General features: G+C 64.8%; 22 protein-coding genes. 17 read left to right on the top strand and 5 right to left on the bottom strand.

Features of this window, described 5'->3' with window-relative positions; genetic code table 11:
- Positions 1 to 6 precede the first annotated feature (6 nt).
- Complete coding sequence (locus tag PHR85_RS11470; RefSeq protein WP_300054414.1) at positions 7 to 1053, bottom strand: rod shape-determining protein; 1047 nt, start codon at positions 1051 to 1053, stop codon at positions 7 to 9.
- A gap of 237 nt (positions 1054 to 1290) precedes the next feature.
- On the opposite strand from PHR85_RS11470, the gene gatC reads away from it, so the two are divergent.
- The 6 genes from gatC to PHR85_RS11440 all read left to right on the top strand — a co-directional run bounded on the left by gatC (position 1291) and on the right by PHR85_RS11440 (position 7054).
- On the top strand, positions 1291 to 1590 hold the full coding sequence (gene gatC / locus PHR85_RS11465; RefSeq protein WP_300054412.1) for an Asp-tRNA(Asn)/Glu-tRNA(Gln) amidotransferase subunit GatC: 300 nt from the start codon (positions 1291 to 1293) through the stop codon (positions 1588 to 1590).
- On the top strand, positions 1587 to 3083 hold the full coding sequence (gene gatA / locus PHR85_RS11460; RefSeq protein WP_300054411.1) for an Asp-tRNA(Asn)/Glu-tRNA(Gln) amidotransferase subunit GatA: 1497 nt from the start codon (positions 1587 to 1589) through the stop codon (positions 3081 to 3083). The genes gatC and gatA overlap by 4 nt, the downstream gene beginning before the upstream one ends.
- Positions 3080 to 4615 (top strand): Asp-tRNA(Asn)/Glu-tRNA(Gln) amidotransferase subunit GatB, encoded by a 1536-nt coding sequence (gene gatB, locus PHR85_RS11455; RefSeq protein WP_300054410.1) that lies wholly within the window; start codon positions 3080 to 3082, stop codon positions 4613 to 4615. The genes gatA and gatB overlap by 4 nt, the downstream gene beginning before the upstream one ends.
- 118 nt (positions 4616 to 4733) lie before the next feature.
- Positions 4734 to 5522: a hypothetical protein gene (locus PHR85_RS11450; RefSeq protein WP_300054408.1), complete on the top strand. Its 789-nt coding sequence runs from the start codon at positions 4734 to 4736 to the stop codon at positions 5520 to 5522.
- 5 nt (positions 5523 to 5527) lie between these two features.
- A complete protein-coding gene (locus PHR85_RS11445; RefSeq protein ID WP_300054454.1) occupies positions 5528 to 5773 on the top strand; it encodes a hypothetical protein in 246 nt (81 codons plus the stop codon).
- 78 nt (positions 5774 to 5851) lie between these two features.
- Entirely contained in the window at positions 5852 to 7054 is a 1203-nt protein-coding gene (locus PHR85_RS11440; RefSeq protein ID WP_300054406.1) for an RNA-guided endonuclease TnpB family protein, read from the top strand.
- Between the two features lie 98 nt (positions 7055 to 7152).
- Here PHR85_RS11440 and PHR85_RS11435 read toward each other — a convergent pair whose 3' ends face one another.
- Entirely contained in the window at positions 7153 to 7830 is a 678-nt protein-coding gene (locus tag PHR85_RS11435; protein WP_300054404.1) for a DUF4124 domain-containing protein, read from the bottom strand.
- A 36-nt stretch (positions 7831 to 7866) separates the two neighbouring features.
- Positions 7867 to 8568 (bottom strand): orotate phosphoribosyltransferase, encoded by a 702-nt coding sequence (pyrE, locus tag PHR85_RS11430; protein ID WP_300054453.1) that lies wholly within the window; start codon positions 8566 to 8568, stop codon positions 7867 to 7869.
- 1 nt (position 8569) lies between these two features.
- On the opposite strand from pyrE, the gene PHR85_RS11425 reads away from it, so the two are divergent.
- Positions 8570 to 9373, top strand: a complete 804-nt coding sequence (locus tag PHR85_RS11425; RefSeq protein WP_300054402.1) for an exodeoxyribonuclease III — start codon at positions 8570 to 8572, stop codon at positions 9371 to 9373.
- Positions 9374 to 9387: 14 nt separating this feature from the next.
- Here PHR85_RS11425 and PHR85_RS11420 read toward each other — a convergent pair whose 3' ends face one another.
- On the bottom strand, positions 9388 to 9783 hold the full coding sequence (locus PHR85_RS11420) for a glycerate kinase (protein ID WP_300054401.1): 396 nt from the start codon (positions 9781 to 9783) through the stop codon (positions 9388 to 9390).
- Between the two features lie 268 nt (positions 9784 to 10051).
- On the opposite strand from PHR85_RS11420, the gene PHR85_RS11415 reads away from it, so the two are divergent.
- A complete protein-coding gene (locus PHR85_RS11415) occupies positions 10052 to 11842 on the top strand; it encodes a GspE/PulE family protein (protein WP_300054451.1) in 1791 nt (596 codons plus the stop codon).
- 28 nt (positions 11843 to 11870) lie between these two features.
- Complete coding sequence (locus PHR85_RS11410) at positions 11871 to 12509, top strand: MBL fold metallo-hydrolase (RefSeq protein ID WP_300054399.1); 639 nt, start codon at positions 11871 to 11873, stop codon at positions 12507 to 12509.
- A 6-nt stretch (positions 12510 to 12515) separates the two neighbouring features.
- Here the strand turns inward: PHR85_RS11410 and PHR85_RS11405 are convergent, their stop codons facing one another.
- A complete protein-coding gene (locus tag PHR85_RS11405) occupies positions 12516 to 13397 on the bottom strand; it encodes a M48 family metallopeptidase (protein WP_300054397.1) in 882 nt (293 codons plus the stop codon).
- Between the two features lie 57 nt (positions 13398 to 13454).
- Between PHR85_RS11405 and PHR85_RS11400 the strand changes: the two genes are divergently transcribed.
- From PHR85_RS11400 to PHR85_RS15230, 8 genes are all read left to right on the top strand, one after another.
- Positions 13455 to 14813, top strand: coding sequence for an MFS transporter (locus tag PHR85_RS11400; protein ID WP_300054396.1), 1359 nt, complete (start codon positions 13455 to 13457; stop codon positions 14811 to 14813).
- A gap of 388 nt (positions 14814 to 15201) precedes the next feature.
- A complete protein-coding gene (locus tag PHR85_RS11395; protein ID WP_300054394.1) occupies positions 15202 to 17088 on the top strand; it encodes an ABC transporter ATP-binding protein/permease in 1887 nt (628 codons plus the stop codon).
- Between the two features lies 1 nt (position 17089).
- Positions 17090 to 18019, top strand: coding sequence for a LysR substrate-binding domain-containing protein (locus tag PHR85_RS11390; RefSeq protein ID WP_300054392.1), 930 nt, complete (start codon positions 17090 to 17092; stop codon positions 18017 to 18019).
- Positions 18020 to 18159: 140 nt separating this feature from the next.
- Positions 18160 to 19059, top strand: a complete 900-nt coding sequence (locus tag PHR85_RS11385; RefSeq protein ID WP_300054390.1) for an amino acid ABC transporter substrate-binding protein — start codon at positions 18160 to 18162, stop codon at positions 19057 to 19059.
- Positions 19060 to 19138: 79 nt separating this feature from the next.
- Positions 19139 to 19891, top strand: coding sequence for an amino acid ABC transporter permease (locus PHR85_RS11380; RefSeq protein ID WP_300054388.1), 753 nt, complete (start codon positions 19139 to 19141; stop codon positions 19889 to 19891).
- A 2-nt stretch (positions 19892 to 19893) separates the two neighbouring features.
- Positions 19894 to 20562 (top strand): amino acid ABC transporter permease, encoded by a 669-nt coding sequence (locus tag PHR85_RS11375; protein WP_300054387.1) that lies wholly within the window; start codon positions 19894 to 19896, stop codon positions 20560 to 20562.
- 23 nt (positions 20563 to 20585) lie between these two features.
- Positions 20586 to 21323, top strand: coding sequence for an amino acid ABC transporter ATP-binding protein (locus PHR85_RS11370; protein WP_300054385.1), 738 nt, complete (start codon positions 20586 to 20588; stop codon positions 21321 to 21323).
- A gap of 86 nt (positions 21324 to 21409) precedes the next feature.
- The coding region (locus PHR85_RS15230) for a transposase family protein (protein ID WP_367278740.1) at positions 21410 to 21535 on the top strand (126 nt) is incomplete at its 3' end.

The following is a 21535-nucleotide window of genomic DNA, read 5'->3' as shown; positions in this document are numbered from 1 at the left end:
CAGGGATTATTCGTGGGACAGGACGCTGCCGCCGAGGCGGTCCATGCGCTCCAGCGCCATGCCGCAGCCGCGCACCACGCAGGTCAGCGGCTCCTCGGCGACCAGCACCGGCAGGCCGGTTTCCTCCGCCAGCAGGCGGTCGAGGTCGCGCAGCAGCGCGCCGCCGCCGGTCAGCATCATGCCGCGCTCGGCGATGTCGGCGCCCAGCTCGGGCGGGGTCTGCTCCAGCGCGATCTTGACCGCCGAGACGATCTGATTCAGCGGGTCGGTCAGCGCTTCGAGCACCTCGTTGCTGCTGATCGTGAAGCTGCGCGGCACGCCTTCGGACAGGTTGCGGCCCTTGACTTCCATCTCCTTGATCTCGGAGCCGGGGAAGGCCGAGCCGATCTGCTTCTTGATCGCTTCGGCGGTTTGCTCGCCGATCAGCATGCCGTAGTTGCGGCGGATGTAGTTGATGATGGCGTCGTCGAACTTGTCGCCGCCGACGCGCACGCTGCCCTTGTAGACCATGCCGCCCAGGCTGATGACGCCGACCTCGGTCGTGCCGCCGCCAATGTCGATCACCATCGAGCCCGAGGCTTCGGACACCGGCAGGCCGGCACCGATCGCGGCGGCCATCGGCTCCTCGATCAGGTAGACCGCGCTGGCGCCGGCGGCCTCGGCCGCGTCCTTGATCGCGCGGCGCTCGACCTGGGTCGAGCCGCAGGGCACGCAGATGATGATGCGCGGGCTCGGGGTCAGCAGGCTGCGCGGGTGCACCATCTTGATGAACTGCTTGATCATCTGCTCGGTGACCACGAAGTCGGCGATCACGCCGTCCTTCATCGGGCGGATCGCCTCGATGTTGCCAGGCACCTTGCCCAGCATGGCCTTGGCTTCCTTGCCGACGGCCTGGATCGTCTTCTTGCCGCTGGGGCCGCCTTCGTGACGGATCGCGACCACCGAGGGCTCGTCGAGCACGATGCCCTTGTTGCGCATGTAGATCAGGGTGTTGGCGGTGCCGAGGTCGATCGCCAGGTCGGTGGAGAAATGCCGACGGAAAACTTCGAACATGTCAGGGTGTCCTGTGCGGCCTGCCTGCGCGTGGGGCTGGGCAGCGCCGAGTATGGTGGGGGATTCGGGACTGGCGGACAGCCGCTTCGTAGACACGCGCCAATGCGCGGCTCGACCCAGCGGTCGCCAAACGCGGGATAATACCGCATGGCCCGCGCCTAAGGTCTTTTGGCGTCGAGGTTTTTTGTAACGAAAGTCCTGCTTTCTGGCTGGATCTTCCCTTCATTTGGACCCTTCATGTCCCTGACCCTGCAAGATATCGGGCGAATTGCCCATCTCGCGCGGCTCGAGCTGGACGAGGCTCATGCCCAGCGCATGCTGACCCGGCTCAACGGCTTCTTCGACATCGTCGAGCAGATGAGGGCGGTCGACACCGCCGGCGTCGAGCCGCTCGCGCATCCGACCGCCGTGATCGGCCAGGTCGCGCTGCGCTTGCGCGACGACGTGGCGAGCGAGCCCAACCAGCGCGAAGCCAACCAGCGCAGCGCCCCGGCCGTGGAGAACGGCCTGTTCCTGGTGCCCAAGGTGATCGAATGAGCGAACTGTATCAACTGGACGTGAGCGCGCTGGCGGCCAAGCTGGCCGCGCGCGAGGTCTCAAGCGTCGAAGTCACGCAAGCCCTGCTGGAGCGCGCCAAGGCGAACGCCGATCTCGGCGCCTACCTGGCGCTCGACGAGGAAGTCAGCCTGGCGCAGGCCCGTGCCGCCGATGAGCGCCTGGCCGCCGGCGAGCGCCAGCCGCTGCTGGGCGTGCCGATCGCGCACAAGGACCTGTTCGTCACCAAGGACTTTCCGACCACCGCCGGCTCCAGGATGCTGGAAGGCTATCGCAGCCCCTTCGATGCGACCGTGGTGGCCAAGCTGGCCGCGGCTGGCGCCGTGACGCTGGGCAAGCTCAACTGCGACGAGTTCGCGATGGGCTCGGGCAACGACAATTCGGCCTACGGCCCCGCGCTCAACCCCTGGGATAAGACCCGGGTGCCGGGCGGCTCCTCGGGTGGCTCCTCGGCTGCCGTGGCGGCGCGCCTGGCGCCAGCGGCGACCGGCACCGACACCGGCGGTTCGATCCGCCAGCCCGCCAGCTTCACCGGCATCACCGGCATCAAGCCGACCTATGGCCGCTGCTCGCGTTACGGCATGGTGGCCTATGCGTCCAGCCTGGACCAGGCCGGCCCGATGGCGCGCAGCGCCAAGGATTGCGCGATCCTGCTGTCGGCCATGGTCGGCCCCGACCTCGACCGTGACTCGACCAGCCTGGACCGCCCGGCCGAGGACTACGCCGTCGCATTGGGTCAGCCGCTGGGCGCCGACGCGACCGTCGCACAGCCCCTGAAGGGCCTGCGCATCGGCCTGCCCAGGGAGTTCTTTGGCGCGGGCTGCGCCGTCGACGTGCAGGCCGCCCTGCGCGCCGCGCTGGCCGAGTACGAAAAGCTGGGCGCCACGCTGGTCGACATCAGTCTGCCGCGCACCGAGCTGGCCATCCCCGCCTACTACATCATCGCCCCGGCCGAGGCCAGCTCCAACCTGAGCCGCTTCGACGGCGTCAAGTTCGGCCACCGCGCCAAGGACTACGCCGACCTGAGCGACATGTACAAGAAGTCGCGCAGCGAGGGCTTTGGCGAGGAAGTCCAGCGCCGCATCCTGACCGGCGCCTATGTGCTGAGCCACGGCTACTACGACGCCTACTACCTCAAGGCGCAGCAGATCCGGCGCCTGATCGCGCAGGATTTCCAGTCCGCCTTCGGGCAATGCGACCTGATCGCCGGTCCGGTCGCGCCCAGCGTGGCCTGGAAGATCGGCGCGAAGTCGGACGATCCGGTCGCGGCCTACCTGGCCGACATTTACACCCTGCCGGCCTCGCTGTCGGGCCTGCCGGGCATGAGCGTGCCGGCCGGCTTCGGCGCCGACGGCATGCCGGTCGGCCTGCAGCTGATCGGCAACTACTTCGACGAGGCCCGCCTGCTGGGCGCCGCCCACCATTTCCAGTGCGCCACCGACTGGCATACCCGCGCGCCGAAGGAATTCGCATGAGCAAGAAGCAAGCTTCCCTGCTGGTGCAGGGCTACGAGGTCGTGATCGGCTTCGAGACCCATGCCCAGCTCTCGACCCAGAGCAAGATCTTCAGCCGCGCCCCGGTCGCCTTCGGCGCCGAGCCCAATACCCAGGCCTGCGCGGTCGACCTGGCGCTGCCCGGCACGCTGCCGGTCATGAACAAGGGCGCGGTCGAGCGGGCGATCCAGTTCGGCCTGGCGGTCGGCTCCCATGTGGCCGAGCGCAGCATCTTCGCGCGCAAGAACTACTTCTATCCCGACCTGCCCAAGGGCTACCAGATCAGCCAGTTCGAGATCCCGGTGGTGCAGGGCGGCGAGGTGTCCTTCTTCCTCGGCGACGAGAAGAAGACCGTGCGCCTGGTGCGCGCCCACCTGGAAGAGGACGCCGGCAAGTCGCTGCACGAGGACTTCCACGGCCTGTCGGGCATCGACCTCAACCGCGCCGGCACGCCGCTGCTCGAAATCGTGACCGAGCCCGACATCCGCTCCAGCGCCGAGGCCGTGGCCTATGCCAAGGAACTGCACAAGATCGTGACCTGGATCGGCATCTGCGACGGCAACATGCAGGAAGGCAGCTTCCGCTGTGACGCCAACGTCTCGGTGCGCAAACCTGGCGCGGCGCTCGGCACAAGGCGCGAGATCAAGAACCTGAACAGCTTCAAGTTCATGCAGCAGGCGATCGACTTCGAGGTCCGCTGGCAGATCGACCGCATCGAGGACGGTTATGAGATCGAGCAGGCCACCGTGCTGTTCGACCCCGACACCGGCGAGACCCGCGCCATGCGCACCAAGGAAGATGCGGCCGACTACCGCTACTTCCCCGATCCGGACCTGCCGCCGCTGATGATCGAGCGCGAATGGGTCGAGCGGGTGCGCGCCGAAATGCCCGAGCTGCCGCGCGATTTGGAGCGTCTTTACGTTGATGAATACGGGTTGACCACCTATATGGCAAGTCAAGTAGTGGGGACGTATGCCAAAGCGCAGTTTTTCCATTCTGCAGCTATTCAAAATAGTGATACTGAAGCTATCTCAGCAGATCAGCTTAATGATCCGGGATTTTATAAGCCTTTTGCTCGTCGGATTGCTGTTTGGATCTCTGGTGAAATTAGTAGGGCAATGAATGAGGATGGAGGGCCTGATTGGCGTTTCTGGATTGATCCTGCTACATTGGCTCGGATAGCTTTGCGGGAGCAGCAGGGGGTTATTTCTGGTAAGGCAGCAAAAGAGTTATTTGACTATATTTGGAAGAAGGGTCGAGTCGATCAGAGTAATTCTCCGCCTCAGCTGGTAGATGATCTAATTGAAGGTAGGAATCTTAGGCAGATGGATGATGCAGGTGAGCTTAAAGAGATAATAGTTGAAGTGATTGCTACTAATGTTGATAATGTGGTGCAATATAGGTCCGGTAAAGAAAAAGCGTTTAATGCCTTGGTTGGGCAAGTCATGAGGCTTACCAAGGGTAAGGCTAATCCGGCTCAAGTTACTGCCATGCTTAAAGCTATGTTAGCTTAGTAAGCTAAAACCTGCCGCAGTTTTTGCTGCGGCAGGTTTATTGATGCGGCAATCATTAACCTGATCAGGCTTTTACTGAATATATAGTCTTGCATTTCAAACTTGAATCCGCTAAGTTATGGGTAAGTTATTATTTTTTCTTTGTTTTATTTTATCTAGTACTTCCTTGTGGGCTGCGGATATATATACTGAGTCTAATAGAAATTCGCATCATTTGTATATTGATGGCGTGATTCGTGATGGGGATGCGGAGAGATTTGCGAAGGAGATGAGTAAATTGCCATGGGTTAACATTCTTTGGCTAAATTCTCCCGGTGGTAGTGTGGTTGAAGCGTTGAGAATTGCTAAATTAGTTAAATATTCAAATATTTCAATACATATTAAGGAAAGATCAGATTGCGTTAGTGCATGTTTTTTTGTTTGGTTGGCTGGCTTGAGTCGAAATGCTGTAGGAGTTGATGGTGGAGGTTTGGTTGAGCCTCCGAGTAATCGCGATAGACCGTGGATGAGTTTTGTTGGAATTCATCGTCCCTACATTGTTGATAAAGATCTGATCGCCTCTAGATTTTTGAAAAACCAAGTTTCTGCTATGGATTATGTAAGAGAATATCTTTCTGATAACGGAGTGCCTTTGTATTTAATTGATGAAATGATGGCGAAGCCATCAAATCAGGTTTATTGGTTAAAAAATCGCGACCTAGATGCAATTGGTTATTATCGACCTGAAATAGAAGAGCTTTTGATTAGAGATTGTGGGTATGAGAGAGATTATTACTGGAAGTACAGGGATAATCCACAGAAGAAGAACTACATAATGGATTGTGAGTCAAAGATAGTAGTTTCTAATTTTCAGTATATTCAGGACAATATCATAAGTAAGTTGAAATCTGGTTGGCGGCCGTGGTGAATTAAATAAATACTTTTATAAAAACTTGTAATTTTAAGCAGGTAAGTGACAGCGGCGCGCTGGAAGCTAGCGTCGACGAGGTGCTGACCGCCAACGAGAAGAACGTGGCCGAATACTGCGCTGGCAAGGAAAAAGCCTTCAACGCCCTGGTCGGCCAGGTTATGAAGGCCAGCAAGGGTTTGATCAGATCCAGTAAAAAATGCTCAAATCTCCTCACTCTTGCTTATACCTGCGCACGTACTTTGACGTAGGTACGTGAAGAACATCGAACAGTAGGCTACACCAGCTCTGTTCAAGCCGTGCCAGTTCGTGCAAGAATGATGCCCCCTATGCTGATCGCCCACCAGATCGCTCTCGATCCCAACAACGCGCAGGCCACCTACTTGGCCCGCGCGGCGGGCGTGGCGCGCTTCGCCTACAACTGGGCGCTGGCCGAGTGGAAGCGCCAGTACGAGGCTCATAAGGTGGATCCGACGCTACCCAAGCCCTCCCAATCCGCCTTGCGTCGCCAGTTGAACGCCATCAAGCGCGAGCAGTTCCCCTGGATGCTGGAGGTCACAAAGAACGCGCCGCAAATGGCTATCATTCAGCTGGGCCAGGCGTTCCAGAACTTCTTTGTCGGGCGTGCTCGTTACCCGCAGTTCCGCAAGAAGGGCGTGCACGACCGCTTCACGCTTAGCAACGACCAGTTCAGCATCGACAGTTCACGCATTCGTATCCCCAATCTGGGCTGGGTACGAATGCGCGAGACGTTGCGCTTCGCGGGCAAGATCCTGTCGGCCACGGTCTCCCGTGTGGCGGATCGCTGGTTGGTCAGCCTCGTCGTCGATACCCAGGACGATTCACATCTGCCCCAAGCCGAAAACCAAGGCACGGTCGGTGTGGATCTGGGTGTAAAGGCGTTGGCAACACTTTCGACGGGAGAGGTGATCCCTGGTCCCAAGCCCCACAAGGCGCTGCTGTGCCGCTTGCAACGGCTGTCACGCAGCCTGTCGCGCAAGCGCAAGGGATCGGCCAACCGCCGCAAGGCGAAGGCCAAACTGGCGAAATTGCATGCCCGCATTGCCTCGATCCGCTCGGATGCGCTGCACCAGTTGACGAGCGATCTGACGCACCGTTTCCACACCATCGGCATCGAAGATCTGAACGTCCGTGGCATGGTAAAAAACCGCCGTTTGGCGCGCAGCATCACCGACATGGGCTTCTTCGAGTTCCGGCGGCAGCTGGAATACAAGGCCGCGATGCGTGGCGGGCAGGTGATCGTCGCCGATCGCTGGTATCCCAGTAGCAAGACCTGCTCGGGCTGCGGGCACCAGCTCGATCAACTGCCGCTGTCGGTGCGCGAGTGGACTTGCCCGGCCTGCAGCTCTGTCCACGACCGTGATGTGAACGCGGCGGTCAATTTAAGAAATTTGGCGGTGAGTTCCACCGTGTCAGCCTGTGGAGAGGAAGGCGCTGGCCTTCGTTGCAAGACGAAGACGAAACCGGCCTCGGCGAAGCAGGAAGTCAGCTTTGTTCATGTTTGCGCATGAATGAGTAAGTCTTACGGAACGGCAAGGCCAACCCGGGCCAGGTCAACGAGGTCCTGAAGGCCCGCCTGGGCTGATCTTTAAGGCCAAGGCCGCTGCTTTCAGCGGCCTTCCTGTTTCCAGAGCTCACGCAGGCGCGCGAGCTCATCGTCGAAGTTCTGCAGGGTCTGCTGGCGCGCGCGCTGCTGTTCGGCCAGGTAGTCCGCCTGCGACTGGCGCTGGCGCGCGTTCTCCTCGCTCAGCTTCCTGAGCCAGACCGGCGCCTTGGCGGGGTCCTGCTGGTAGAACTCCAGCTCGGCCGCTATTTCCCGCTGCTGCTTGTCGAGCTCGCCTTGGCGCTTGTGCACGGCGGCGATCAGGGCGTCGAACTGGGCCACGGCCTCGGCGCGCGCCTTGCCGTGCGCCGCCTGGTCGGGGTAGCGCGCCACCAGCGCGCGCTGCTTGCGTTGTTCCTCCGCCAGTCGGGCCTGGCGGGCTGTCTCCTCGCGCAGGCGTTCGGTCTCCCGCGCGCGTTCAGTCGCGGTCAACACCGGAGGCATGATGCGCTTGAGGTTGCCGCCCGGGCCGAGCTCGCGCTGCCCGCTGCCCATGCATTCCGCTATCGGGCGGTCGGAGGTGATGCGCCTGCCCTGCGGGTCGATGCAGGTATAGATGCTGGGCTGGCTGCCCGGCAGGGGGCTGCCCTGGCCCCAGACCAGGCCCGCGGCACAGCAAGCCGCCAAGGCCAGCCAGCCGGAGGCCTTCGCCACGGGCGCCCATCTGGCGGGCTGGTCTGCCATCCATTTCTCCTTTGAGTGCCCGATGGGACTGGCGCATCAGACCACGCCGTAGCGATCCCGATAGGCCTGGACCCGGTCGCGGTGCTCGGTCATCTCGCCGCCCGCCTGTTGCTGCAGATAATGCAGCAGGTCGGACAGTTGCGCAATCGCGCAGACCTGCAGGCCGAGCTGCCCGCGCACGTACTGCACCGCGCTGTAGGGGACGTCGCGCAAGCCGTCCGGCGTGGCTTCGGTCGCCATTTCCTGGCGGTCGAGCGCGATCGCGACCGCGTGCGGGATGGCGCCGGCGGCCTTGATCAGCGTGATCGACTCGCGTGCGGCGGTGCCCGCGCTCATCACGTCATCGACAATCAGCACCCGGCCCTTGAGCGGGGCGCCGACCAGCGAGCCGCCCTCGCCATGGTCCTTGGCCTCCTTGCGGTTGTAGGCGAACGGCTTGTTGACGCCCAGGCGCGCGAGCTCGATCGCCACCGCCGCCGCCAGCGGAATGCCCTTGTAGGCCGGGCCGAAGATCATGTCGAACTCGATGCCGCTGGCCTGGATGCGCTGGGCGTAGAAGGCGGCCAGGCGTCCCAGCTTGGCGCCATCGTCGAACAGGCCGGCGTTGAAGAAGTAGGGGCTCAGACGGCCGGCCTTGGTCTTGAACTCGCCAAAGCGCAGCACGCCCGATTCGACGGAAAATTGCACAAATTCCAGTGCCAGCGCGTCATCTGCCGCCGGCTTGTTCGCTTCAACCATCATGGGAAATTCCTTGTTCAAACTCACCAGCCTCAACCTCAACGGCATCCGTTCCGCCAGTTCCAAGGGGCTGGAAGACTGGGTCGCAGCCCAGGCGCCCGATTGTATTTGCGTGCAGGAACTCAAGGCGCAGGGCGCCGACGTGGCCGGCCGCTTCGAGCAGCTCGCCGGCCTGCGGGGCCATTTCCATTACGCCGAGAAAAAGGGCTATTCGGGTGTCGCGGTCTACAGCCGGCACGAGCCCAGCGAGGTGATCGTCGGCCTGGGCGAGCCTGAGTTCGATGCCGAGGGTCGCTACGTCGAGCTGCGCTTCGATACGCCCAGCCACAAGCGCAGCATCGTGAGCTGCTACTTCCCGAGTGGCTCATCGAGCGAGGAGCGCCAGCAGGCCAAGTTCCGCTTTCTCGACCTGATCTACCCGCGTCTCTCCAGCATGAACGCCGAGCGCGACTACGTGCTGTGCGGCGACGTCAACATCGCGCACCGCGAGATCGACCTCAGGAACTGGAAGGGCAACCTCAGGAACAGCGGCTTCCTGCCCGAGGAGCGCGCCTGGATGACGAAGTTGCTCGACGAGGCCGGCCTGGTCGACGTCTATCGTCACCTGCACCCCGAGGAGGGCGAGGGCGCCTACACCTGGTGGAGCAACCGCGGCCAGGCGCGCGCCAACAACGTGGGCTGGCGCATCGACTACCAGCTCGCGAGCCCGGCGCTGGCCCGGGGCGCGCGCCGCGCGAGCATCTACAAGCAGCAATGGTTCAGCGACCATGCGCCGCTGACCATCGAGTACGACTGGACGCTCTGACCCGCGTCGGTATCTCAGTCCTGTGCCGGTCGATCGAGCTTCCAGCGCGCGAGCTTGCCGTCCTCGAACTCGCAGCTCACGCTGGAGCCCGAGTCGTCGCTCCAGCGGTAGACCTCGGGCTGCGCCGCCTCGACCGACAGCCGCTCGCCGAGCGCGCGTGTCTGCGCGATCACATGCATCAAGGTCCGGCCCGGCTGCAGCTTGGCGTTGAGCATGACCGCGCTGTCGACATGACCGATGGGTCGGTTGGCCACGCGCTTCATGACACCCATCAGGCGGGTGAAGTGCAGCAGCAGCCACATCACCAGGCCGGCGCCCGCGAAAGCCACGCCGGGCCAGCCGAACTGGGCGTGCGCCAGTACCAGCAGCGCGGCCACGCCGCCCCATAACAGAATGCCTTGGAATTTCATGCCCCGCATTGTCGCCGCAACGGGAGACCGCGGCAGGGCGTGACCTGGCCCCGGAAAATCGGCACAATGGGCCATGCCCGGGCGGGTTTCCGCCCCGTCGCTTCCATCCGACCCGAGCCAGAACGTGCCAGCCTCGCCTACCGCAACTGTCTCTCCGCCGTCCGTTGCATCGGCCTATCCCAGGCCCAGGGTGCCGGACGAACTCTGGCAACTGCTGCAGAACCCCTAGTCCCAGGCCCATGGTGCGCGCCATCTCGGCGATGCCTTGGTGCGCAGCGGGGTGCTGACCTCCGGGCAATTGCACGATGCGCTCGCGACCCAGGCCGAGGAGCGCAAGCTCGGCATCTACCGCCAGCTCGGCCAGCAGCTGGTCGAGCAGGGCCAGTTGACCGAGCCGCAGCTGCGCCATGTGATCGCGGGCTGGCTGGGCAACCGGGTGCTCGACCCCTCGGCCTACCTGTTCGACCAGGAGGCGCTGGCGCTGGTGCCGCATGCCTTCGCCGAGCGCGAGGCGGTGCTGCCGCTGCTGCAGCACGAGGACATCCTGGTGCTGGCGATGGCCGACCCGCTCGACAAGCGCTTGCTCGACGAGTTGCGCTTCATGACGCAGCGCCGCATCGTCCCGGTGCTGGCCGCGCCCGGCACGCTGATGCCCTCGGTCGCGCGCGCCTACGAGCGGCAAGCCGAGCCGCCCCAGTCCTCCAGGCCCAAGGACCCCAACCGTGCCTCGTCGCGCGATCTGGTGCACGACCTGCAGGCCGGTTCCGAGGGCGGCAACGAGCCCGAGTCCGACGTCGTCAGCGAGTCGGACAATACCTTGGTGCGGCTGATCAACTCGCTGATCGCCGAGGCGATCACGCAGAAGGCGTCCGACATCCATATCGAGACCCAGCCCGCGCCCAGGAAGGTCCGGATCCGCTTCCGGCTCGACGGCGAGCTGCGGCGCTACCTGGAGATCGAGTCGCGCTTTCGCTACGCCATGATCGCGCGCATCAAGATCATGGCGGGAATGGACATTTCCGAGCACCGCAAGCCGCAGGACGGCAAGATCGATTTCTCGCGCTTCGGCGGCAGCAAGACCGAGCTGCGGGTCGTGACCGTGCCGACCTGCGGCGGGCTGGAAGACGTGGTGCTGCGCCTGCTGGCCGGCTCCAGGCCGATGCCGGTCGACTCGATCGGCCTCAGCCCCTGTGACCTGGTCGACCTGCGCCGCATGGTGCTCAAGCCCTACGGACTGATCCTGGTCTGTGGCCCGACCGGCAGCGGCAAGACCACCACGCTGCATTCGCTGATCAGCGACATCAACACCGAGGACCGCAAGATCTGGACCGCCGAGGACCCGATCGAGATCACGCAGGACGGCCTGCGCCAGGTGCAGATGAACCCGCGCATCGGCTGGAGCTTTGCCGCCGCGATGCGGACCTTCCTGCGCGCCGACCCCGACGTGATCATGATCGGCGAGATGCGCGACGAGGAGACCGCGCGCATCGCGATCGAGGCCTCGCTGACTGGCCACCTGGTGCTGTCGACGCTGCACACCAACTCGGCGCCCGAGAGCATCGCGCGCCTGCTCGAGATCGGACTCGATCCCTTCAACTTCTCTGACTCGCTGCTGGCCATCCTGGCGCAGCGGCTGGTGCGCCGTCTGTGCCAGCAGTGCGTCGAGACCCGGCCGGCGCGCGCCGACGAGATCGAGGCGCTGGCGCACCAGTACCTAGAGGGCGAGTCGCATGGCGACCGCGAGATCGCGCAGCTGATCGCGCGCTGGCGGACCGACCATGGCCGGCCCGATGCGTCCGGTGCGCGCCAGCTCCAGACCCATGTCCGGCATGGCTGCGAGGCCTGCGAGCAGCGCGGCTACAAGGGCCGGCTCGGCATCTACGAGCTGATGCTCAGCGATGACGCGATCCGGCACCATATCCGCCGCCGCGCCTCGGCTGGCGAGGTCCGTCAGTCCGCGCTCGCCGCTGGCATGCACACGCTGCGCCAGGACGGCATCGAGAAGGTGGTCGCCGGCCTGACCGACCTGGCCGAGGTGATCGCCGCGACCAACATGTGAGCCGGCCGGCTTGCCTACAATGAGGCGCATGCTGCAATACCTCACGATACCCGTCACGCCCTTCCAGCAGAACTGCTCGCTCGTCTGGTGCGACCAGACCCTGGAGGCCGCCGTGATCGATCCGGGCGGCGACCTTGAGCTGGTGCTGGCCGAGGTCGCCCGGCTCGGGCTCAAGCTCGCCCAGATCTGGCTGACGCACGCCCATATCGACCACGCCGGCGGCACCGCCGAGCTGGCGCGGCGCTGCAAGCTGCCGATCATCGGCCCGCACGAGGGCGACCAGTACTGGATCGACGGTCTGCCGATGCAGAGTGTCCAGTTCGGTTTTCCGCCGGCGGGCCACTTCACCCCGACGCGCTGGCTGCATGATCTCGACCAGCTGCAGCTGGGCCGGAGCCAGGTGACGGTGCGCCATTGCCCGGGTCACACGCCCGGCCATGTGGTCTTTTACTCGGCCGAGGCCAAGCGCGCCTTCGTCGGCGACGTGCTGTTTGCTGGCAGCATCGGCCGCACCGATTTCCCCGGTGGCGACCACGACCAGCTGATCGCCAGCATCACGCAGCGCCTGTGGCCGATGGGCGACGACACGGTGTTCATTCCTGGTCACGGCCCCGAGAGCACTTTCGGGCGCGAGCGCCGCATGAACCCCTACGTGCGCGGAACCTGAGCCGCTTCAGCCTCTGGCCTGCTCGTAGAGCCGCTGCACCTTGGGCAGGTTGTCCTGCAATTCCTGGATCCGGTTCGGGCCGCTCGGGTGGGTCGACAGGAAGCCCGGCCCGCCGCTGCCGTTGGCCGTCATCATCTTGCGCCACAGCGAGACGCTGGCCGGTGGGGCGTAGGCACCGCGCGCGGCCAGCTCCAGACCGACCAAGTCGGCCTCGGTCTCGTCGTCGCGACTGTACTTGAGCGCCAGCAGCTGGGTGCCGAGGTCGGCCGCCACATTGCCCAGTTCGCCCAGACCCAGCAGCCGCGCCCCCAGCGACAGGCCCAGGCTGGTGGCCTGGGTCTTGGCCAGCCGCTCGCGCGCATGCTCGCGCAGGGCGTGCGCCATCTCGTGGCCCATCACCATCGCGGCCTCGTCATCATCCAGCCTGAGCTTGTCGAGGATGCCGGTATAAAAGCAGATCTTGCCGCCCGGCATGCAGAAGGCGTTGACCTGGCTGCTGCCGATCAGGTTGACTTCCCACTGCCAGCTGCGCGAGCGTGAGTTCCAGGGGGCGGCGAACGGGATCAGACGGCGCGCGATCGCGCGCAGGCGTTGCAGCTGGGGGTGGTTGTCAGGCGCCAGCACCCGCTGGGAGCGGGCCTGCTCCAGCATCTGGCCGTACTGCTGTTGCGCCGCGCCCTCAAGCTGCTCGGCCGGCACCAAGGTGCGCACGGCTGAAGATTGACCGACGTCAACCTGAGCCTGCGCCGGTCCGCTCGCCAGCCCGACGGCGCTCGCCGCCCCGGCCAGCAAGAAACCGCGCCGTGGCGACCAGCGCCCGGCGTGGAGTTCATCATGAGCCGCGGCCGAAGCCGAAAGGGTGGATTTCGCGTCGCAAAGCCAGCACATGCGCCAATAATAGACAAAAGTCTGCGGCCTGCGCGGGTTTTCTGTTTCAAGCTGTACATGTCCATACCCGATTCCCGTCCCGCGTCCACTGTCACCGAGCCGCAGCTTGAGCCGGTGCTGTCCTGGCGCGCTGCCCTGCGCGTCTACCTCGAACCCGCCAGTCTGCGCCTGTTCGCGCTCGGTTTTTCCGCCGGCCTGCCGCTGCTGCTGGTGCTCGGCACGCTGAGTTTTCGCCTGCGCGAGGCCGGGCTGGATCGTGCCACCATCGGTTACCTGAGCTGGGTCGGGCTGGCCTACGGCTTCAAGTGGTGCTGGGCGCCGCTGGTCGACCGGATGCCGCTGCCAGGACTGAGCCGCTGGCTGGGCCAGCGTCGCGCCTGGCTGCTGCTGTCGCAGTGCGCGGTCGCGGCGGGCCTGGCCGGCATGGCGCTGACCGACCCGCGCACCGATCTGCAAGGCATGGTGGGCTGGGCGTTGCTGGTGGCCTTCGCCTCGGCGACGCAGGACATCGCGCTCGATGCCTTCCGGATCGAGTCGGCCGGCGCGCAACGCCAGGGCGCGCTCGCCGCGAGCTACCAGACCGGTTACCGGCTCGCGATGATCTGGGCCGGCGCCGGCGTGCTCTGGCTGGCGGCGCGTGCCGAACTGGCACCCGCCGCCGAGGCTGGCTACCAGCAGGCGGCCTGGCAGAGCGCCTACCTCGTCATGGCGGCCTCGATGGCGCTGGGTCTGCTGACGGTGCTGTTCTCGCCCGAACCCCAGCGCCGCCCGGTGGCGTCGGCGCGCGACCTCGCGACCTGGCTGCGCGAGGCACTGGTCGAGCCCTTCGCCGACTTCCTGCGCCGTTACGGCCGCCGCGCCCTGCTGTTGCTGGCGCTGATCGGCGTCTATCGCATCAGCGACGTGGTCATGGGCATCATGGCCAATCCCTTTTACGTCGACATGGGCTACAGCAAGGACGAGGTCGCTGCCGTCACCAAGGTCTATGGCGTGATCATGACGCTGGTGGGCGCGTTTGCCGGTGGTGCGCTGGCGATGCGCTGGGGTGTCGCGCGCGTGCTGATGCTGGGCGCGGTGCTGAGCGCCGTCAGCAACCTGCTGTTCGCCTGGCTGGCCGGGCATGGGCATGATCTGGTCGCGCTGATCGCGGTGATCGCGGCCGACAACCTGAGTTCCGGCATCGCGTCGGCGGCCTTCGTCGCCTACCTGTCGAGCCTGACCAACGTGAGCTATTCGGCTACCCAGTACGCGCTGTTCAGTTCCATGATGCTGCTCGCGCCCAAGTGGCTGGCCGGCTTCTCGGGCGCCTTCGTCGATGCGCATGGCTATGCGGTCTTCTTCACCGGCACCGCGCTGCTCGGACTGCCGGTGCTGTTGCTGGTGTGGCTGGCGACCCGGGAGCAGGCCCGAGTTTGAAATCTACCCTTGACTCCCCCAAACAGGGGATGTTCGCGGACTTGCGGCAGGTGCACAATACGGCCCAAGTGCTGTCACACTTGTCCAGAACAAGAGAGTCTCAGCGGGTGGATGCCGGCGCCACAAGAACAAAGTAGTGCCCGCCATCACCGGATTCCCAACGACGTCCTCTAGGACTTGCCGCCGCCCACCAGGGCGGCGTTTTTTTTGCCTGTACGGCCCGAAATCACTGCCGACCATCTTTTGTCAATGCTACCTGAGCGGCCTGCTGGGCTAGGGCCGCAGGCTTGGCAATGACCCGGCCCACGAGAGCCCCGGGCCAGGGCAATGCCGGTGCGGTGCAAGGGATGGGCGCACAATCGATGCGTTCCTTTGATCGTTATCGTCGATGCGCCACCTCGCCCAATCCAGTTCCCCCGTCCCGTCCGGCCCTGCTGTCGCCCAGCATGAACGCTCGGATGCCGCCACCCTGCGTCGCCTCTTGCCCTACCTCTGGCAGTACCGCTGGCGTGTCGCGCTGGCGTTGGCCTTCATGGTGGGAGCCAAGCTGGCCAACGTCGGCGTGCCGCTGCTGCTCAAGGAGCTGGTTGACGCGCTGACGCCGCGCACCGGGCTGGCGCCGGGCCAGGCCGCGCTGCTGGTGGTACCGCTGGGCCTGCTGCTGGCCTACGGCCTGCTGCGCTTTTCTACCAGCCTGTTCACCGAACTGCGTGAGCTGATCTTCGCCAAGGCGACCGAAGGCGCGACGCGCGCGATCGCGCTGCAGGTCTTCGGCCACCTGCACGGACTGAGCCTGCGTTTCCACCTTGAGCGCCAGACCGGCGGCATGACGCGCGATGTCGATCGCGGCACCCGTGGCGTGCAGTCGCTGATCTCGTACTCGCTCTACAGCATCTTCCCGACCCTGCTCGAGGTGGTGCTGGTGCTGGCGCTGCTGGGCATCAAGTTCGAGCTCTGGTATGTCTGGACCACGCTGGCCGCGCTGGCGGCCTATGTGTTCTTCACGGTCAAGGTGACCGAATGGCGCACCCAGTACCGGCGCGAGATGAACGAGCTCGAATCGGCCAGCCAGACGCGCGCGGTCGATTCGCTGCTCAACTACGAGACCGTCAAGTACTTCAACAACGAGGCCTTCGAGTCGAGCCGCTACGGCGAGAGCCTGGAGCGCCTGCGCCGCGCCCGCGTCAAGAGCCAGACCACGCTGTCGCTGCTCAACGCGGGCCAGCAGCTGATCATCGCGACCGCGCTGGTCGCCATGCTCTGGCGCGCCACCAGCGCCGTGACCCAGGGCGGCATGACGCTGGGCGACCTGGTCATGATCAATGCCTTCATGATCCAGCTCTACATCCCGCTCAACTTCCTGGGCGTGCTGTACCGCGAGATCAAGCAGAGCCTGACCGACCTCGACAAGATGTTCGCGCTGCTCGACCGCGAGCGCGAGATCGCCGACACGCCGGGCGCGCCCGAGCTGGCGCTGGACGGTCCGCCCGAGGTGCGTTTCGAGTCCGTGCGCTTTGCCTACGAGCCCGCGCGCGAGATCCTGCACGGCATCAGCTTCACCGTGCCGGCCGGCAAGACGGTGGCGGTGGTTGGTCCGTCCGGCTCCGGCAAGTCCACGCTGGCGCGCCTGCTGTACCGCTTCTACGATGTCGGCGGCAGGGACATGGCGCCGGAGGCGGCCGGTGTCATCCGGATCGCGGGCCAGGACATCCGCCGCGTGACCCAGTCCAGCCTGCGGCGCGCGATCGGCATCGTGCCGCAGGACACGGTGCTGTTCAACGACAGCATCGGCTACAACATCCGCTACGGCCGCCCGGACGCGAGCCAGCAGGAGATGGTCGCCGCCGCCCAGGCCGCGCATATCCATGACTTCATCCTGAAGCTGCCCAAGGGCTACGAGACCATGGTCGGCGAGCGCGGCCTCAAGCTGTCGGGCGGCGAGAAGCAGCGCGTCGCGATCGCGCGCACCCTGCTGAAGAATCCACCGATCCTGATCTTCGACGAGGCGACCTCGGCGCTGGACTCGGCCAACGAGCGTGCGATCCAGGCCGAACTGCGCAGCGCGGCGCGCGACAAGACCGCGCTGGTGATCGCGCACCGGCTCTCGACCGTGGTCGACGCGCACGAGATCATCGTGCTCGAACATGGCCATATCGTCGAGCGCGGCGCCCACGCCGAGCTGCTGGCGCGCAATGGTCGCTACGCCCGGATGTGGGCGCTGCAGCAAAGCGGCGCCGAGGCGATCGATGCGAGCGTCCCGGCCAGGGTAGCTTGAGATGGATACCAAGTGGCTGGAGGATTTCGTCAGCCTGGCCGAGACCCACAGCTTCAGCCGCTCGGCCCAGTTGCGCCATGTGACACAGCCGGCCTTCTCGCGTCGCATCCAGTCGCTTGAGGCCTGGGCCGGCACCGACCTGGTCGACCGCAGCGCCTACCCGACCCGGCTCACGCCGGCGGGGCAGACCCTGTACGAGCAGGCCATCGAAATGCTGCACGCGCTGCAGGCCACCCGCACCATGCTGCGCCAGCAAAGTCCGACCGGGCAGGACCAGATCGAGTTCGCGGTGCCGCACACCCTGGCCTTCACCTTCTTCCCGGCCTGGCTCTCCAGCCTGCGCGAGGTGGTCGGTCCGGTCAAGACCCGCCTGATCGGACTCAACGTCCACGATGCGGTGCTGCGCCTGATCGAGGGCAGCTGTGACCTGCTGATCACCTACCAGCATTCGTCGCAGCCGATCCAGCTGGACGCCGCGCGCTACGAGATGCTGTCGCTGGGGCAGGAGGTGCTGGCGCCCTATGTCAGGCCCGGCGAGGACGGCGCGCCCTTGTACCGCCTGCCCGGCACGGCCGAGCAGCCCTGGCCTCAGCTCGCCTACGCGCCTGGCGCCTACCTCGGGCGCGTGGTCGATTGGGTGCTGCGGCAGGGCGGGACTTCCCTCCACCCCGAGCGGGTCTACGAGACCGACATGTCCGAGAGCCTGAAGGCGATGGCGATCGCCGGCCACGGCGTGGCCTTCCTGCCTGCGAGCTCGGTGCAACAGGCCTTGCGCGACGGTCAACTGGTCCGAGCCGCCAGCCCGGACCTGCCCTGCGAGGCGAGGCTGGATATTCGGCTCTACCGCGAGCGCCCCGGCGCGCGCCGGCCCAAGCGCGCGGCACAGAAGTTCTGGGACGACGTGGCTGCGGCGCAGGTCCAATCGAGCTGACTCCTGCCGCTTTGGCGCGGTTTTTGCTTGGTACTGCTGCGCCATGCAGTCCGGGGCTGGCTAGACCCTATGGCGGTGCCTTGGCACGGGCCCTAGAATGGGGCGCAACCGTTTTCCTTCGACCGATAAAGGACCTTGACATGAAAAATAGCATCCTGGCCATGGCCTTGATGGCGGCCTGCGCCGGTTCCGCCTGGGCCCAGACCAACGACACCCTGGCCAAGATCAAGTCCAGCGGCAGCGTGACGCTCGGCGTGCGCGAGTCCTCCGGTCTCGGCTTCACCTTGGGCAACGGCAAGTACGTCGGTTTCCACACCGAGATGGGCGAGCGCATCCTGGCCGACCTGCGCAAGCCGCTCGGCCTGTCGCAGATCGAGATCAAGTACCAGCCCGTGACCTCGCAGAACCGCATCCCGCTGCTGCAGAACGGCACCGTCGACCTGGAGTGCGGCTCGACCACCAACAATGCCGCGCGCCAGAAGGACGTGGCTTTTGCCGTGACCACCTACGTCGAGGAGGTGGGCATTGCCGTGCGCACCAACTCGAACGTCCACCACATCAAGGACCTGAACGGCAAGTCCGTCGCCACCACCACCGGCACCACCTCGGTGCAGACGCTGCGCAAGAACGAGCGCGCCACCGGCGTGGATTTCAAGGAGGTCTACGGCAAGGACCATGCCGACAGCTTCCTGCTGCTCGAGTCGGGCCGCGCGGAAGCCTTCGTGATGGACAAGTCCATCCTGGCGGCCAACATCGCCAAGGCGAAAAAACCGGGTGATTTCAAGATCCTGGACGATGTCTTGAGCGTCGAGCCGATCGCCTGCATGCTGCGCAAGGACGACCCGGCCTTCAAGAGGGCGGTCGACGACAGCATCAAGCGCCAGATCAAGGACGGCTCGCTGGCCAAGCTCTACGACAAGTGGTTCATGCAGCCGATTCCGCCGGCCAACGTGAACCTGAAGATGCCCATGTCCGACAGCACCAAGGCCGCCTGGGCCAATCCGAACGACAAGCCGATGGAAGAGTACGCCAGGAAGTAAGCCGGCATGACATGAGCCACACCCCCGGGAGCCTGTCGGTGAAGGGGGTGTTTTTGTTGACGCTTACAAGGAGCTGCCCATGAGTTGGGACTGGCAGGTGTTCTGCGAGGACACCATCACGCGCGAAGCCACGCCAAGCTGTTTTGGCCAGGGGGGCGACATCACCTACCTGGACTGGTTGCTGTCGGCCTGGGGCTGGACCGTTTCGGTGTCGCTGTCGGCGCTGCTGCTGGCGCTGCTGGTGGGGTCGGTGATCGGCACGCTGCGCACGCTGCCGAACCGGCCCTGGGTGGTGCGGGCCGGCAATGCCTGGGTCGAGCTGTTCCGCAACATCCCGCTGCTGGTGCAGCTCTTTCTCTGGTACCACGTGCTGCCCTCGCTGTTCCCGGCGCTGCAGGCGGTGCCGGGCTTCGTGCTGGTGGTGCTGGCGCTGGGCCTGTTCACCTCGGCGCGGGTGGCCGAGCAGGTGCGCTCGGGCATCCTGGCCCTGCCGCGTGGCCAGCGCCACGCGGCCATGGCGCTGGGCATGAGCACCGCGCAGTCCTACCGCTATGTGCTGCTGCCGATGGCGTTTCGCATCATCATCCCGCCGCTGACCAGCGAGACCATGAACATCTTCAAGAACTCATCCGTCGCGTTCGCGGTGTCGGTGGCCGAGCTCACCATGTTCGCGATGCAGGCGCAGGAGGAAACCACGCGCGGTGTCGAGGTCTATCTGGCCGTGACCACGCTCTATGTCATCTCGGCCTTCGTCATCAACCGCGTGATGGCCTTCATCGAGCAGCGCAGCCGGGTGCCGGGCCTGATCGCCGCTGGCGGGGGAGGGCATTGATCATGATGAACCTCGACTGGTCCTTCTACAACTGGGCGCTGATCCAGGACTTCGTCCTCAAGGGCCTGGGCTTCAGCCTGATGCTGACCCTGGTCGCCACGCTCGGCGGCATCCTGTTCGGCACCCTGCTGGCGCTCATGCGCCTGTCGGGCAAGCGCTGGCTGGTGCTGCCGGCCACGTTCTATGTCAACGGCATGCGCAGCATCCCGCTGGTGATGGTGATCCTGTGGTTCTTCCTGCTGGTGCCCTTCCTGATCGGCCGGCCGATCGGCGCGGAAGTCTCGGCGATGGTCACCTTCGTCGCCTTCGAGGCGGCGTATTTCAGCGAAATCATGCGCGCGGGCATTCAGTCCGTTCCGCGCGGGCAGGTGTCCGCCGGCCTGGCGCTGGGCATGACCTACGGCCAGAACATGAAGCTGGTGGTGCTGCCGCAGGCCTTTCGCAACATGCTGCCGGTGCTGCTGACGCAGACCATCATCCTGTTCCAGGACACCTCGCTGGTCTATGCGATCGGCGCCTACGACATGCTCAAGGGCTTCGAGGTGGCCGGCAAGAACTTCGGCCGCCCGATCGAGGCCTACCTGATGGCGGCCTTGCTCTACTTTGTCATCTGCTACGCGCTGTCCGCCCTGGTCAAGCGCCTGCACCAGAGAATAGCCATCATCCGCTGAGCGCGGACCCCGGAGAACCAGCGATGATCGAACTCAAGAATGTGTCCAAATGGTACGGCCCGGTGCAGGTGCTCAACGACTGCTCCACCGTCATCCACAAGGGCGAGGTGGTGGTGGTTTGCGGCCCGTCGGGCTCGGGCAAGTCCACGCTGATCAAGACCATCAACGCGCTCGAACCGATCCAGCGGGGCGAGATCTGGGTCAACGGCCAGGCCGTGCACGACCCCAGGACCGACCTGCCCAAGCTGCGCAGCCATGTCGGCATGGTGTTCCAGCATTTCGAGCTGTTTCCCCATCTGAGCGTGACCGAGAACCTCACGCTGGCGCAGGTCAAGGTGCTGGGCCGCAGCCTCGATGACGCCAGGAAGCGCGGTCTCAAGATGCTCGACCGCGTCGGCCTGATGGCGCACAAGGACAAGTTCCCCGGCCAGCTCTCGGGCGGACAGCAGCAGCGGGTGGCGATCGCGCGCGCGCTGAGCATGGACCCGATCGTGATGTTGTTCGACGAGCCGACCAGCGCGCTCGACCCCGAGATGGTCGGCGAGGTGCTCGACGTGATGGTCGGTCTGGCTGGCGAGGGCATGACCATGATGTGCGTGACCCACGAGATGGGCTTCGCGCGCAAGGTGTCGGACCGCGTCATCTTCATGGATGTCGGCGGCAAGATCCTGGAGGACTGCAGCCGGGACGAGTTCTTCGGCAACCCGGAGGCACGCCAGTCGCGCACCAAGGACTTCCTCAACAAGATCCTGCAGCACTGAGGCGGCCCTGCCAGGGCGATTGCGCTATGTAGCCCGGGAATGATCTGAGACTGGGCTACTGCGCTGGCCGGGTGGATACTGAAGGCATGCTTGCCAATCCCCAGACCTACTTCGCCGAGTTGCCCGACCCCAGGCGGCAGACCCGCAACAAGCTGCACAAGCTCGAGGACATCGTGATGATCACGCTGTGCGCGGTGCTGTGCGGCTTCGAG

Origin of the sequence: Malikia sp., assembly GCF_028687635.1 — a bacterium.
GTDB lineage: Bacteria > Pseudomonadota > Gammaproteobacteria > Burkholderiales > Burkholderiaceae_C > Malikia.
This window is presented reverse-complemented; position numbering and strand designations above follow the sequence as displayed.